The sequence below is a fragment of the Mycobacterium sp. genome, from assembly GCF_035570115.1.
GTDB lineage: Bacteria > Actinomycetota > Actinomycetes > Mycobacteriales > Mycobacteriaceae > Mycobacterium.
The window spans coordinates 19,578-34,191 of the sequence record NZ_DATMLH010000198.1 but is presented as its reverse complement, the minus strand read 5'-3'; the positions used below and the strand labels follow the sequence as shown (position 1 = coordinate 34,191).

Below are 14,614 nucleotides of genomic sequence, written 5' to 3'. Positions count from 1 at the left end.
GGGTGTTGCCGTCGCCGGCGTGAGCGATCACCGAGATCATCAGATCGCGTTCGGCGGCGATACGCGCGATCCCACCGACCAAGTCGGCCAGCGCGGGCAGCGGCACTCCGACATCCTCGAGGAGCAGCGGACCCTTCAGCTCGACAGCGGGGATCGCGAACCGGCGGGCGGCGACGAACGCCTCGCCTTCCTCCGGATCGTCGGTCGAAAACACTTCGGTCGCACCGGATTTGCTGAACACCTCGGCCATGAACTCGGCGTCTTCGGCCCGGCCGTTCCCGCGTTCATCGGAGGCGCCCAGCAGCAGTGCGGCGGCCCCGCGGTCCAGGCCCATCCGCAGCTTGTCCTCCACCGCGTTGATCGCGATCGAGTCCATGAACTCCAACATCGCCGGGCGCAGCCCTGCGGTCACCGCCAGTACCGCTTCGGCAGCGGCTTCCACCGACGCGAAGTTGGCGACCACCGTGCTCAACGGCTGTTGCGGCGGCACCAGGCGCAGCGTGACCTCGGTGATCACGCCCAGTGCGCCTTCGCTGCCGACAAACAGCTTGGTCAGGCTCAGTCCGGCGACGTCTTTGAGCCGCGGTCCGCCGAGCCGGACCGCGGTGCCGTCGGCCAGCACCACCTGCACGCCAAGCACATAGTCGGTGGTGACGCCGTATTTCACACAACACAGCCCGCCGGCGTTGGTCGCGATGTTGCCGCCGATGCTGCAGATCTCATACGACGACGGGTCGGGCGGATACCAGAGCCCATACTCGGCGACCGTCTTTTTCACCTCTGCGTTGAGCAGCCCGGGTTGGCACACCGCGGTGCGGGTGACCCGGTCGACGACGATGTCGCGCATTTTTTCGGTGGACAAGACGATCCCGCCATCCACCGCGGTTGCGCCCCCGGACAGGCCGGTGCCCATGCCGCGAGTCACCACCGGGACATGGTTTGCGCTGGCCCACCGCATGATGGTCTGCACCTCTTCGGTGCGTCGCGGGCGCACAACCGCTATCGGCTTTCCCGCCGATGGGTCGAACGCGCGGTCTTGCCGGTAGGACTCGGTCACCGCGGGGTCGGTAACGACCATCCCCTCCGGCAGCCCCGCGATCAGGCCGGCCAGCACATCGGCGCCCATGACAGGGATCCTACGGACGCGGCGCCTAGTCGACGGCAGACGACTCGTCCAGCTCTCGAAGCGAAGAAAGTCGAAGTGACACCAGGCCGATGGCGATCATCGGAATGGCCAACACCAGAAACGTCGTCCGAAGCCCGGTCGCATCGGTCAGCGGCCCGGCCAGCATGAAGCCCAGTGGGCCGGCGGCGTACGCCAACGACGTCATCACACCGACAACCCGACCGCGCAGCTCCGGCGGGGACTTTGACTGCATGACGTAGTTGTAGATCGGGGCGATCGGCCCGTAGACGAGTCCGATGAGCCCGCACAGCAGCAGGATCAGCAGCAACGGCGGCAGCGTCGATATCAGTGCGGTGCAGACGCCCAGCGTCAACATGGCCGTCAGCAGCGTCCACCGCCTGCTCACGCGGCGGATCAGCAGCGGGTAAGCCAGCGCGCCGGCTAATCCGCCGATGCTCAACGCCACCAGCACCCACCCCAGATGGGCGGGCTCATGGCGGTCGGTGAAGTACTTGGGGAACAGCACACTTTCCATCGGCAGATACAGGGCGGTCATTGCCAGGTCGACCAGTGCCAGCGTGCGCAGCACCTTGAGATTCCACACGAACCGAAGCCCATCGACCATCCCGGACCACGGCCCATCGGGGCGTGCCGCGCTCGGTGGCGCTCCGGCGCCGGGCAACCGCAACGCGCCGATCGCGAGCATGGATACACCGAAGGCGCCGGCGGTGACCCACATGGTGTTGATGCCGCCGATCGTGGCGATCAGCAATCCACCGAGCCCTGGGCCGACGATGTAGGCGACGTTGAAAATGGCCTCGTAAAAGCCGTTGGTGCGGTCCAGGGTCCAGCCGGCATTCGTCGCGGCCTCGGGCAACATCGATTGCCGCGCCGTGATGCCGGCCGGATCGAACAGCGCGCCCAGTGCGGCCAGCGCGGCGAGCACGCCGACGGTAATGCTGCGGTGGCCGAACGCGATCGCCAACACTGGAACCGCTGCCACGGTGGTCGCCGAAAGTGCATCGGAGACAAGCGAAACACGCCTTCTGCCAAGGTAATCCACCGCAGTACCGGCGATCAGCGTGGAGAACAGCAACGGCAGCGAGGCCGCGCCCGCGACGATCGAGGCATCGAATGCGCTGCCGTTGTGCTGCAACACCAGCCAGGGAAACGCGATCAGCGAAATACCGTTGCCGGCGGCAGCGGCCAACGCCGCGAACAGGATCAGAAAGATCGGGCGGCGGGACGGCAGGGACGCAGGGGAAGAAGTGACCATGGGAATTCGGGGAGGCAATCTAGCAGCGCCCGTGCCCGGCGGGCGAGCGAATTTCACCGTTCGTGCACAGTAGAGCGGTGAGCCTCGCCCATCTCGCCCACCCACGGACCGGTGCTCTCTTCGATTCTCCGGTCACGCCCGGCACCGGCTGGCCCGGCGATCCGGCGACCGCTCGCACCGCGGTGGCATCGGTGCATGCGCAGGTGGCCGCGATGGCTCTCGCCGTCGAATCACTGGCACAGCTCGACGCCGAGGTGTCGGTGTGCCGAGCCTGCCCGCGCTTGGTCGAGTGGCGGGAGCAGGTCGCCCTGACCAAACGACGCTCGTTTGCCGAGCAGCCGTATTGGGGCCGGCCGGTGCCGGGCTGGGGTGCCGAGCGTCCGCGGCTGATGATCATCGGGCTGGCCCCGGCCGCCAACGGCGCCAACCGAACCGGTCGGGTCTTCACCGGCGATCGATCCGGCGATGTGCTGTACGCGGCCATGTACCGGGCCGGCTTGGCCACGTCGCCGATCAGCGTGGACGCCGCCGACGGCCTGACGCTGAACGGCACCCGGGTGGCAGCGGCGGTGCGGTGTGCGCCGCCCGACAACGCCCCGACACCCGCCGAGCGGGCGACGTGCGCGCCGTGGTTGACCGCCGAGTGGCGGCTGACCGGCGGCGACGTCCGGGTCATCGTGGCGCTAGGCGGATTCGGCTGGCGCTCGTCGTTGGACATGGTCCGCTCCGGAGGTGGTCAAGTTCCTCGCCCGCAGCCGAAATTCGGCCACGGCGCCGCCGCGACTCTGCGTGCCGCTCACGGGGAGGTGGTTCTGCTGGGCTGCTATCACCCCAGTCAGCAGAACACCTTCACCGGCAAGCTGACGACGGCGATGCTCGACGATGTCTTCGGCCGGGCCGCTGCGATCGCAGGACTATCCGGGTGACTGCCGGCGTTGACGTCGTCATGCGGCTTTCTGTGCTTGATCTCGTTCCGGTGCGCACCGACCAGACCACCGCGGATGCGCTGGCGGCCACCGTGCGGCTGGCACAGACCGCCGACCGCCTGGGCTTCACCCGCTATTGGGTTGCCGAGCACCACAACATGCCATCGGTGGGCGCGACCAGCCCGCCGGTGTTAATCGCCTATCTCGCGGCGCAGACTTCGCAGCTGCGGCTGGGGTCAGGTGGGGTGATGCTGCCCAATCATGCGCCGCTGGCGGTGGCCGAACAGTTTGCGCTGTTGGAAGCGGCCGCGCCGGGCCGCATCGACCTCGGCATCGGCCGAGCGCCCGGCTCGGATCCGGTGACGTCGGTTTTGTTGCGCGGCGCCGCCGGACGGGACGACCGCGATATCGACCAGTTTCCGGAGTACCTCGACCACGTGCGGGCGATGATGAGCCCCCGCGGAGTGCCCGTGCAGTTGCGCGACGGCGACTACATCCTCAAGGCCACCCCGGCCGCCGCCAGCGAGCCGCGGCTGTGGCTGCTCGGCTCGTCGCTGTATTCGGCCCGGTTGGCCGCCGCCAAGGGGCTGCCCTACGTGTTCGCTCACCACTTCTCGGGCCAGGGGACCGAGGAGGCGCTCGCGCTCTACCGGTCGCAGTTCGTGCCCAGCGAGCTGGCGGCTGAACCGGTGACATTCCTGACCGTCAATGCCGCGGTGGCCGAAACCCGTGACGAGGCAATGGCGCTGATGCTGCCCAACCTGCACATGATGGCCCGGTTGCGGACCGGGCAACCGCTCGGTCCGCTGGAGCTCGTCGAGGAGGCTGACGGCGCCGAACTGACACCCGAGCAGCAGCACATCGTCAGCAGCGGGCTGCGCCGCGCGGTGCTCGGGACACCCGCCGAGGCCGCCGACCAACTACGCGCGCTGGCTGGGCGGTTCGATGTCGACGAGGTGATGGTTCACCCTGTCGCGTCGGCACACCGCGGCACCGATCCGGCCACCGCCCCGGGTCGCGAGACGACGCTGGAGCTGCTGGCCAAGGAGCTGTTCTAGTGCGGCGTTAGCACCACGACCGGAATCGGCCGCGACGTTTTCTTTTGGTATGCCTCGTATCGGTTGCTGTTCTTCTTGTTGACGATCTGCCACAGCCGCGCGTAATCCGGATCGTCGGGTAGCACGGGTTTGGCTGTGACGCCGAAACGCTTTGGCCCGACGTTGATTTCGACGTTCGGATTGGCCTTCAGGTTGTGATACCAGCCGGGCGCCTTCGGGTCGCCGGCCTTCGAAGCGACGACCAAGTAGTCACCGCCGTCGCGAGCATAGATCAGCGACGCGGCGCGGGCTACGCCGGTCTTGGCGCCGACGGTGTGCAACAGCAGGCTGGGAAACCCCAGCGCCCGATGCCCGATCCAGCCGTTCGTGTTTCGGTAAACAATGTCGTGTACTCGCAACACTCGCGGCAGCACACCCTGCTCAAGCCAGGACGGAAGAGGCATGCGCCCAGTATTACCGTCCGGCGTCGATCCGCGCCAACGCCTCCCGCAGGATCTGACCGGTCGCCTCGCGATCGGGGTCGCGGCGCAGCAGCATCCCCTTGGCCACCGACAGCTTGTCGCCGTTGCGCCGCGGCAGCACGTGCAGGTGAATGTGGAACACCGATTGGAAGGCGGCGGACCCGTCGTTGATTCCGACATTGGTGGCGTCGGCCAACTCCGTCGCGCGTGCCGCCTTGGCGATCCGCTGTCCGATCGCCACCATGTCGGCCAGGGTCTCCGCCGGGGTATCGGTCAGATCCACCGTGTGTTTTTTCGGCATCACCAGCGTGTGGCCGCGGGTGAACGGGCGGATGTCGAGGATGGCCAGGTAGTCGTCATCCTCGTAGATGCGGATGGCCGGCGCCTCACCGGTGACGATCGCACAGAACACACACGACATGCCGTCACGGTAGCGCCGCGGCGATCGCGTCGATCGCGCGGTCGACGATTGCGCGGGTGGTTGCGAAGTTCAGCCGCGCGAAACCCGAGCCGACGCTGGCGCCGAATGGGATGCCCGGGCTAAGCGCCACCTTGGCCTTCGACAGCAGATGCTCGGCGGGCTCGGTCGGCAGGTTCAGCGCCCGGAAATCCACCCACGACATGTAGGTGGCATCGGGAGTATTGATCTTCAGCCCCGGGGTCAGTTCGGGCAGGGTGGCGGCCAGGTGGTCGCGGTTTGCCTGCAGGTAGACGAGCAGCTCGTCGAGCCAGCCGGCGCCGTGGTTATAGGCGGCGATGTTGGCACGGATACCGACGGTGGAGATGCCCATCTGGTGGTGCAGCTTGTTGATCCGGCCCCAGTCGCGGACATCGCGCTCGTTCGACAGGATCACCTGAGCGCAGATCAGGCCGGGGAGGTTCCACCCCTTGGAGGCCGACAGCAGCGTGACGACGGTATCGGCGGCGGCGTCGGATACCGAGGCCGCGGCGACGTGCGGCCGTCCGTAGACCAGCGGTCCGTGGATCTCGTCGGCGATGACCCGGGCGTCGTGGCGGGCGGCGATGTCGATGATCGCGCGCAGCTCGTCCTCGCAAAATGCGGTGCCCAGCGGATTGTTCGGGTTGCACAGTATGAGCGATCCGGCCCCGCTGGCGAATGCGGCGTCGAGCGCGTCCAGATCCATCACGTATCGACCGGAATCCTGTTGCAGCATAGGAATTTCCACGCGCTGACGCCCGGTGATCTGCAGCAGGTCGAAGAACGGCATATATGCGGGAACCGGCAGCACGACCGGACTCTCGGGTCTGGTCAGAAAGTTGATGACCACTTCCAGGCCCTTGAGGACATCGGGCACCGCGCGGACCCACTCGGGCGAGACGTGCCAGCCGTAACGGCGTCGGCACCAATCGGCGGTCGCCTTTGGCAAGTCATCCTCCCCGATGGGCGGATAGCCGAACTCCTCGTTGCCGACGCAGGCGCGGATGCCGTCGAGCACCGCTGGCGCGGTGGGGAAGTCCATCTCGGCGATCCACAGCGGCAATACGTCCGGCCCGAAGAGGTTCCACTTGATCGTCTTGCGTTGGCGGAGTTGCGCTGGAGTCAATTGATCGAACACCGTGCGGGCCATAGCTTCCAATCCTCCTACAAAGGTCAGAGCCGATACCGGAGTTGTTCACAGGCTCGTGCGCGAGGGTCGATTGGTGGCCTGAAATGCGTGGTGGCGAGTCGACGTGAGCGTGGTGATGGTGATGAGGTGGCCAAGGGACTGGGCGGCGACAATAGGCATAATTGCGATGGCTGCGGTTGTGCTGATCGGAATCGCGATAGGCGCGATTACCTCGCATCAGGCGGCGCCGAAGTTGGAAGCTATTTCGATCGTGATCTCGCCGGCCTGCCCGCCGTTGGTCGCCGGCTCCCCGGGCTGGGTGCCAAGCAAGTAGTCTGCCTTGACGTGGACCCTGGAGATCTGGCCTTCGCGGGCGCAGTCGAACAGGTGCGGATGTTGGTGGACGGCGAGATCACCGCACCGGCGTTGCTCGAGGTGTACCTGGACCGTATCGCGCGGTTGGATCCTCAGCTGCGGAGCTATCGCGTGGTCTTCACCGACAGCGCGCGCCGGGAAGCCGAGGCCGCGCAGCGCCGCCTCGATGCGGGCGAGCGGCTGCCGCTGCTGGGCATCCCGATCGCGATCAAAGACGACGTCGACGTCGACGGCGAAGTGACAGCATGCGGCAGTGGCGCCGTGTCGACTGCCGCAGTCCGCGACGCGGAGGTGGTCAGCCAATTGCGCGCCGCCGGCGCGGTGATCATCGGCAAAACAAATGTGCCGGAACTGATGATCTTCCCGTTCACCGAATCGCTGACGTTCGGCGCGACCCGCAACCCATGGAACACCGCGCTCACGCCGGGCGGCAGCAGCGGTGGCAGCGGTGCCGCCGTGGCTGCCGGGCTGGCACCGCTGGCTTTGGGTTCCGACGGCGGCGGCTCGATCCGCATCCCGTCGGGCTGGTGCGGTTTGTTCGGGATCAAGCCGCAACGCGATCGGGTCTCGCTGGTGCCCCACGACGACGCGTGGTGCGGGCTGAGTGTCAACGGGCCGCTCACGCGGTCGGTGAAAGACGCGGCGTTGTTTCTGGATGTGACGACGACGATGCCCGGCCCGGACGGCGGATTCGTCGGCGCCGCCCGCAAGGATCCCGGTCGACTGCGAATTGCGTTGAGCACTAAGGTTCCACCGCCGCTGATCGCCAAGGTCGGCAAGGAGCAACGTGCGGCGGTCGACGAGGCCGGCGCATTGCTGCGCGACCTCGGCCACGACGTCGCCGTGCGCGACCCGGACTATCCGCCGGCGGCCATCTACGCCAATTTCCTGCCCCGTTATTTCCGGGGGATCTACGACGACGTCCGCAAGCTGCCGCACCAGGACCGGCTGGAGAAGCGGACCCGCAACATGGCGCGCATCGGGTCGTTGCTTTCCGAGCGGCGGATGGCGACGGTGCGGGCGGGGGAGTCGGCGGTGGCCGAGCGGATCCAATCGATCTTCGACGATGTCGACGTCGTCATCACCCCCGGCAATGCCACTGGGCCGTCTCGGGTTGGGGCTTACCAACGACGTGGCGGCATTTCGACCCTGCTGTTGGTATCGCAGCGGGTGCCGTTCTTCGAGATCTGGAATCTCACCGGACAGCCGGCCGCCGCCGTGCCATGGGGGCTGGACCGCGACGGCGTTCCGCTGTCGGTGCAGCTGGTCGGCCGCCCGTGCGACGAGGCGACGCTGCTGGCGCTGAGTGCACAGATCGAGACGGCCAGGCCATGGTCGCACCGGCGACCGCCGGTGTCATGACGGCGAGATCGCTCGCCAGGCGTCCAGCTTCTGGCCGGGCGGCATCGCCCGCGCCGGGCTGGTGGACGGCAAGAGCTGGTAGCGGATCGACACGTCGACGTGGACGAGTCGGTGGAACAGCTTGTCTGCCGTGTGGCCGTTGAAGTAGACCCGTGTGATGCCGCAGTAATTAGCGAATAGTTGACCAAAGTCGTTGGCCATCATGCTTTTCCTGTCAATTTTGGCGTCCGAGCTGCCCGCGCGGCGACACTCGTGCAGCACATCCCACAGCGCCACACCATGGGATTGCAATGCGGCCAGCCGGGTTTCGTAGGGTGCTTGCGCGTCGAAGCCGAATAGCGCACTGGTGATCGGCCAGAACGCATTTCGCGGGTTACCGTAGTACTGGCGGGCCGCCAGCGACTGCACGCTGGGGAACGATCCCAGGATCAGCAGCCCGGCGTCGTCGTCGACGACGGGCGGGAACCCCTCCAGCAGCGGTGTGACCATCAATTCACATGATGCCCCGCCGCGTTATACGTTGGCGACGTGGACGACACGGTCGACCCGTACGTTACTGCGGAGCTGCTCGGTGATCTAGAAGGCAACGCGCGTGCCGAGCGCGCCGAGCTAATCGAGTGGCTGTTCGAACAGGGCATCACCGCCGACGAGATCCGAGGTGCGTTCGCTCCCATGCTGCTGGTCTCGCGGCGGGTCATAGGCGACGACGGCACGTACATGTCGGCGCGGGAGATCAGCGAAAGCTACGACATCGATTTGGACCTGCTACAGCGGGTGCAACGCGCGATCGGATTGTCGCGGGTCGATGACCCCGACGCGGTCGTGCACATGCGGGCCGACGGCGTGGCCGCCACCTACGCACAGCGGTTCATCGAGATGGGCCTGAACCCCGACAACATCGTGCTTGTGGTGCGGGTACTCGCCGAAGGTCTGGCGCACGCCGCCGAGGTGATGCGCTACACCGCGCTCGCGTCGATCTTGCGTCCGGGGGCAACAGAGTTGGAGATCGCCAAGGGATCCCACGCGTTGGTGACCCAGATCAAGCCGCTGCTGGGCCCGATGATCGAGGACATGTTGTTCATGCATCTGCGGCACGCGATGGAGACCGAGGCCGTCAATGCCAGTGAGCGGGCGGCGGGTAAGCCGCTGGCGGGTGCGCGGCAGGTCGCGGTCGCCTTCGCCGACCTGGTCGGCTTCACCCGGCTGGGTGAGGAGGTGCCGCCCGAGGAGCTGGGGCAACTCGCCAACCGGCTGGCCGACCTCGCCCGCGACACGGCGGTCCCGCCGGTGCGGTTCATCAAAACGATTGGCGACGCGGTGATGTTCGTCTGCCCGGATCCGGCGCCGCTGCTGGACGCGGTGCTCAAGCTTGTCGAAATCACCGACGGCGACAACGACTTCCCCCGGCTGCGGGCCGGCATCGCGTCAGGCTCTGCGGTGAGCCGGGCCGGTGACTGGTTCGGCAGCCCGGTAAATCTTGCCAGCCGCGTGACGGCGGTCGCCCGGCCGGGAACGGTGCTGGCCGCCGAATCGGCGCGGGACGACCTCGGCGACGGCGCGGGCTTCAGCTGGTCGTTCGCGGGCGCGCGGCACCTCAAGGGCATCAAGGGTGAGGTCAGGCTTTACCGCGCCCGGCGCGGCGACAGCATCGACGAGAACGCATAGGGGCAGGCCCGGAGGACGCTGGGAGGCGTCTCATCTATCCTGCGCGGCCGGTTTTCACTCCGTTGACCGGCTCTTTGGAATTCGTCGCGTTCCGGGCCTGCTTCGCTACTAAAGCTACAACTCTGCACGGGCCATATCAACGGTTTTCGGCACATCAAGTGGCATTCGGCCGACGTTGTCAGACCACCGACCAGAACCTCGAGGGCGGCCCGGCGTTCGCTGCCGGTGAAATAACCTTCCGCACATTTTGAAACGGTGTAATCATGTAAGCATGAGACATCACCATGGACACGGGGGGCGCTACGGGCGCCCCGGCGGCTGGCAGCAAGCCGGCCAACCCGACGCCAGCGACGCCTCGGACTGGTTCGCCGGACGCTTGCCCGACGCCTGGTTCGACGGTGACCCGACAGTCGTCGTCGACCGTGAGGAGATCACGGTCATCGGTAAGCTGCCCGACCCCGACAGCGCCGAGAAAGAGGAAAGCGAAGCTCGCGCGTCGGGTCGTGTCTCGCGCTTTCGTGAGGAGACCCGGTCGGAGCGGATGAGCATCGCCGACGAGGCGCAGGATCGTTTCGGCCGCAAGGTTTCCTGGGGCGTCGAGGTCGGTGGTGAGCGGATCTTGTTCACTCACATCGCGGTTCCGGTCATGACGCGGTTGAAGCAACCGGAGCGGCAGGTGCTCGACACCCTGGTCGACACCGGTGTGGCCCGGTCTCGCTCCGATGCGCTGGCCTGGTCGGTGAAACTCGTCGGCGAGCACACCGAAGAGTGGTTGGCCAAGTTGCGTGACGCCATGTCGGCGGTCGACGACCTGCGTACCGAGGGTCCGGAACTCTAGGCCGCTAACGCGACCTCAACAGACTCGGCGGCCCCATCAGTCCCTGGCAGGAGGATTACTACCTTCTGCAGTTTGATGGCGCCGGTGATATCACGCCTCGGTGATATCGCATACGTCATCACGATGCCATGGTCGGTTGCCGGTGCTGCTGTAGCCAGTGGTTTTAAGCCTGCGTCATCGCGTAATAGGCACCCCGCCGGGTCAGCAGCTCGCTGTGGTTACCCTGCTCGACGATCTTGCCCGCCTGCATCACCAGGATGAGGTCGGCGTCCCTGATGGTCGAAAGACGATGCGCGACAAGGAAACTGGTCCTGTCGCGCCGAAGCTCGTGGGTTGCCTTCGCTATCAGAAGCTCGGTACGGGTGTCCACCGAGCTGGTTGCCTCATCAAGGATCAACAGCTGCGGCCGGGCAAGAAATGCTCGCGCGATGGTGATCAACTGTCTTTCCCCGGCGCTGATGTTGCTACCGGCGTCGTTCACCCGCGTCTGGTATCCGTTCGGCAGCGTGTGTACGAACCGGTCGACGTAAGCGGCCTTGGCCGCGTCGATCACGTCGTCGTCGCTGGCGTCGGGTCGTCCGTAGGCGATGTTCTCCGCGATCGTCCCGCCGAAGAGCCAGGTGTCTTGCAGCACCATGCCGATGCGGGATCGCAGCGAGTGCCGGCTGATCGTCGCGATGTCGATGCCATCGACCAGGATCCGGCCGGAGTCGACGTCGTAGAAGCGCATCAACAGGTTCACCAGCGTGGTCTTGCCGACGCCGGTCGGTCCGACGATCGCCACCGTGCTGCCCGGTTCGGCGGTGAAGGAGACATCGTCGATCACCGGGTTGTCATGGCGATAGCCGAACCTCACATGGTCGAATTTCACCTGCCCTGTCGGCCCCTCACCGTTGGGTGAGGGCAATAGTGGTTCGCGGTCCGGCGATTCTTCAGGTTCGTCGAGCAGGTCGAAAACCCGCTCGGCACTGGCCACCCCGGACTGCAGGGTGTTGTACATCGATGCCACCTGGTTCATCGGTGCGTTGAACTGGCGGACGTACTGGATGAACGCCTGGATGCTGCCCACGGTGATCTGTCCGGTCGCCACCTGCACCCCGCCCACCACCGCCACCGCGGCGTAGCTGAGGTTGCCGATGAACGCCGTCGCGGGCGACACCAGACCGGAGATGAACTGCGCGCCGAAACTGGCCTGGTACAAATCGTCGTTGAGCCGACGGAACTCGTCTTCGGCCGCAGCGAGCTGTCCGAACGTTCTGACCACGGTGAAACCGCTGTAGGTTTCCTCGATGTGAGCGTTGAGCCGGCCGGTGTTGGTCCACTGGGCGACGAACAGTCGCTGTGAACGTTTAGTAATCGCCCGCGTCACCGCCAGCGCCAGCGGCACGGTCAGCAAGGTGATCCCGGTCAGCAGCGGCGAGATGGTCAGCATCATCGCCAACACCGTCACCACCGTCAGGACCGCTGACAGCAGTTGGGTGATAGTCATCGCCAGCGACGTCTGGAGGTTGTCGATGTCATTGGTGACTCGGCTGAGCACCTCGCCGCGCTGCCGGGAATCGAAGTAGGCCAGCGGCAGCCGGTGTAGCTTCTCCTCGACGTCGGCGCGCAGCGCCTGCAGTGTGCGCCGCACCGTGACGTTCAGCAGCCTGGCCTGTGCCCAAACCAGCAGCGCTGCAACCAGATACATCACCAGCGCCAACGCCAAAGTTCGGACAACCGCCCCGAAGTCAACACCTCGGCCCGGGACCACATTCATCCCGGACAGCAGGTCGGCAAAGGTGTTGTTGCCGCGGGCCCGCACGGCCGCGATGGCCTGATCCTTGGTGATGCCGGCGGGCAGCTGTCGGCCCATCACGCCGTTGAACAGCAAGTCGGTGGCATGGCCGAGGATCCGCGGAACGACGACGCCGATTGCCGTTCCGACGATGCCCAAGACCATCACCGCGACGGCCGTTCGCCGTTGCGGCGCCAAGCGCTTCACCAGCCGAACGGCAGACCCGCTGAAGTCGCGGGACCGCTGACTGGGGTACTGGGGCGCGCGTGGCGTCGTGCCCGTCGTCGCGGTCACCGCTGCCCTCCCACGTGAGAGTCCATCGACTGCGATTCGGCGAACTCTTGATAGGTGGGACACTCCACCAGCAGGGATTCGTGCGTGCCTGCACCGACGACGCGCCCGTCGTCGACGACAATCACCCGGTCGGCATCGATGACGGTCGAGATTCGTTGCGCGACGACGATCACGGTCGCGTCGGCGGCGATCTCAGCCAGCGAAGCGCGAACCCGTGCATCGGTGTGCACGTCGAGCGCGGAGAACGAGTCGTCGAACAAGTAGATCGCCGGACGGCGGATCACCGCCCGCGCGATCGCCAGCCGCTGCCGCTGTCCGCCGGAGAAATTGATGCCGCCCTGGGCCACCCGCATCTGCAGCCCGTCGTCATGTGCCCGCACGAATTCGTCGACAGCCGCCACCCGCAGCGCGTCCCACATCGCGTCCTCGGTCACAACCTGTCCGGGGACCGCGCCGATACGCAGGTTGTCGGCGACAGTCCCGGCGAACAGGTAGCCGCGCTGCGGCACCAACCCGATGCCTGACCACAGCTCGTCGAGGTCGTGGTTACGCACGTCGACGCCGTCGACCAGGACGGCTCCGGATGTCACGTCGTATAGCCGGCAGATCAGCGACACCAACGTCGACTTCCCCGACCCGGTGCTGCCGACGATAGCCGTGGTGGTGCCCGGCAGTGCCGTCAGCGAAACATCCTGCAGCACAGCACGATCTGCGCCGGGATAGCGGAATGTCGCGCCGTCTAGCCGGACCACGCCGCGCAGATCTTTGGTCGGACGCACCGGCTTCTCCGGACTTGTGACCGCCGGAGTCAGCGACAACACCTCGTTGATCCGTTCCGCACACACCGAGGCCCGCGGCAACACCATCAAGGTCATCGTCGCCATCAACACCGCCATCAGAATCTGCGTGAAGTAAACGAGAAACGCGATCAGGGATCCGACTTGCATTCGACCGCTGTCGATGCGCAAGCCGCCGAACCAGATCAGCGCGACGCTGGAGCAGTTGATGGTCAAGGTGGTTACCGGCAGCATCAACGCCTGCCAATTGCCCGCGCTCAGCGCCGTGTTGGACAGCGCGACGTTGGCCTCGGCGAACCGTTGGCGCTCGAAGGGTTCGCGGGCGAACGCCCGGATCACCCGCACACCGGACAACTGCTCGCGCATCACGCGGTTGATGTTGTCGATCAGCCGCTGCATGCTGCGGAAGATCGGCATCGTATGCCCGATGATCCAGTAATTGGCCACGACCAACACCGGCACGCTGACCACCAGCAGCCAGGACAGACCGGCGTCCTGGTGGATGGCCATGAAGATTCCGCCCACACACATGATCGGGGCGGTGACCAGCACCGTGCAGGTCATCTGCACCAGGAATTGGATCTGGCGGACGTCATTTGTGGTGCGGACCAGCAGTGACGGCGCGCCGAACCGGGCGGTCTCATGCTCGGAGAACGTGGTGACTTGATGGAACATCGCCGAGCGGAGATCGCGGCCGAACCCCATCCCGGTGCGGGAGCCGAAGTAGACCGCGCCGACCGAACAGGCCACCTGCAACGCGGTGACCGCGAACATCACCCCGCCGAGCTGGACGATCGTGGTGGTGTCTCCCTTGGCGATGCCGTCGTCGATGATCGTGGCATTGACCGTCGGCAGGTACAGCGAAGCCAGGGTGCTCACCAACTGCAGCGTCATCACCGTCGCCACCAGCCGTCGATACGGCCGGACGTACTGGCGCAGCAGTGCCAGGAGCATTCGGTAACTGTTGCATACCGCCAGACGGCGAGGCGTTACGATCGCCGGACAGTTCCCGCTGCGACGAGGCCCGCTGGTGGATAAGAAAGTACAGGTCACCGCGTGTGCGATGGTTGCGCCTAGGTGCTGCCGCTACA

The 14,614-nt window shown here is 66.2% G+C and carries 14 protein-coding genes; 6 read left to right on the top strand and 8 right to left on the bottom strand.

The genetic code is table 11. From position 1 onward, the window contains the following. Positions 1 to 1,126, bottom strand: a 1,126-nt coding sequence (locus VNW74_RS18005) for an FAD-binding oxidoreductase (RefSeq protein WP_325679204.1), incomplete at its 3' end; no start/stop codon positions are given. A 25-nt stretch (positions 1,127 to 1,151) separates the two neighbouring features. After that, positions 1,152 to 2,402 carry an MFS transporter gene (locus VNW74_RS18000; protein WP_325679203.1) on the bottom strand — a complete coding sequence of 417 codons (1,251 nt, stop codon included), beginning with the start codon at positions 2,400 to 2,402 and terminating at the stop codon, positions 1,152 to 1,154. A 77-nt stretch (positions 2,403 to 2,479) separates the two neighbouring features. On the opposite strand from VNW74_RS18000, the gene VNW74_RS17995 reads away from it, so the two are divergent. Both VNW74_RS17995 and VNW74_RS17990 read left to right on the top strand, forming a co-directional pair. Beyond that, entirely contained in the window at positions 2,480 to 3,328 is an 849-nt protein-coding gene (locus VNW74_RS17995; protein ID WP_325679201.1) for a uracil-DNA glycosylase, read from the top strand. 20 nt (positions 3,329 to 3,348) lie between these two features. Next, a complete protein-coding gene (locus VNW74_RS17990; RefSeq protein WP_325679213.1) occupies positions 3,349 to 4,386 on the top strand; it encodes an LLM class flavin-dependent oxidoreductase in 1,038 nt (345 codons plus the stop codon). Here the strand turns inward: VNW74_RS17990 and VNW74_RS17985 are convergent. Genes VNW74_RS17985 through VNW74_RS17975 form a run of 3 tightly spaced genes read right to left on the bottom strand, consistent with a single transcriptional unit; the run spans position 4,383 to position 6,436 of the window. Next, entirely contained in the window at positions 4,383 to 4,829 is a 447-nt protein-coding gene (locus VNW74_RS17985; protein ID WP_325679199.1) for a nitroreductase family deazaflavin-dependent oxidoreductase, read from the bottom strand. The two genes, VNW74_RS17990 and VNW74_RS17985, sit on opposite strands and share 4 nt — an antisense overlap. A 10-nt stretch (positions 4,830 to 4,839) precedes the next feature. Next, on the bottom strand, positions 4,840 to 5,268 hold the full coding sequence (locus tag VNW74_RS17980) for an HIT family protein (protein ID WP_325679197.1): 429 nt from the start codon (positions 5,266 to 5,268) through the stop codon (positions 4,840 to 4,842). A gap of 4 nt (positions 5,269 to 5,272) precedes the next feature. Continuing rightward, on the bottom strand, positions 5,273 to 6,436 hold the full coding sequence (locus VNW74_RS17975) for a MalY/PatB family protein (RefSeq protein WP_325679196.1): 1,164 nt from the start codon (positions 6,434 to 6,436) through the stop codon (positions 5,273 to 5,275). Positions 6,437 to 6,602: 166 nt separating this feature from the next. Between VNW74_RS17975 and VNW74_RS17970 the strand changes: the two genes are divergently transcribed. Both VNW74_RS17970 and VNW74_RS17965 read left to right on the top strand, forming a co-directional pair. After that, positions 6,603 to 6,749 (top strand): hypothetical protein, encoded by a 147-nt coding sequence (locus VNW74_RS17970; RefSeq protein WP_325679194.1) that lies wholly within the window; start codon positions 6,603 to 6,605, stop codon positions 6,747 to 6,749. 11 nt (positions 6,750 to 6,760) lie between these two features. After that, complete coding sequence (locus VNW74_RS17965) at positions 6,761 to 8,152, top strand: amidase (RefSeq protein ID WP_325679192.1); 1,392 nt, start codon at positions 6,761 to 6,763, stop codon at positions 8,150 to 8,152. Here the strand turns inward: VNW74_RS17965 and VNW74_RS17960 are convergent. Beyond that, positions 8,147 to 8,641: a DNA-deoxyinosine glycosylase gene (locus VNW74_RS17960; protein WP_325679190.1), complete on the bottom strand. Its 495-nt coding sequence runs from the start codon at positions 8,639 to 8,641 to the stop codon at positions 8,147 to 8,149. The two genes, VNW74_RS17965 and VNW74_RS17960, sit on opposite strands and share 6 nt — an antisense overlap. Positions 8,642 to 8,680: 39 nt before the next feature. On the opposite strand from VNW74_RS17960, the gene VNW74_RS17955 reads away from it, so the two are divergent. Both VNW74_RS17955 and VNW74_RS17950 read left to right on the top strand, forming a co-directional pair. Next, positions 8,681 to 9,817: an adenylate/guanylate cyclase domain-containing protein gene (locus VNW74_RS17955; protein WP_325679188.1), complete on the top strand. Its 1,137-nt coding sequence runs from the start codon at positions 8,681 to 8,683 to the stop codon at positions 9,815 to 9,817. 271 nt (positions 9,818 to 10,088) lie between these two features. Next, entirely contained in the window at positions 10,089 to 10,655 is a 567-nt protein-coding gene (locus tag VNW74_RS17950) for a hypothetical protein (RefSeq protein ID WP_325679186.1), read from the top strand. Between the two features lie 163 nt (positions 10,656 to 10,818). On the opposite strand, the gene VNW74_RS17945 is transcribed toward VNW74_RS17950, so the two are convergent. Together VNW74_RS17945 and VNW74_RS17940 are read right to left on the bottom strand one after the other, a co-directional pair. Then, positions 10,819 to 12,726, bottom strand: a complete 1,908-nt coding sequence (locus VNW74_RS17945; protein WP_325679184.1) for an ABC transporter ATP-binding protein — start codon at positions 12,724 to 12,726, stop codon at positions 10,819 to 10,821. After that, positions 12,723 to 14,477, bottom strand: coding sequence for an ABC transporter ATP-binding protein (locus VNW74_RS17940; RefSeq protein ID WP_325679182.1), 1,755 nt, complete (start codon positions 14,475 to 14,477; stop codon positions 12,723 to 12,725). Before VNW74_RS17940 ends, VNW74_RS17945 begins: the two co-directional genes overlap by 4 nt. Positions 14,478 to 14,614: the final 137 nt, after the last annotated feature.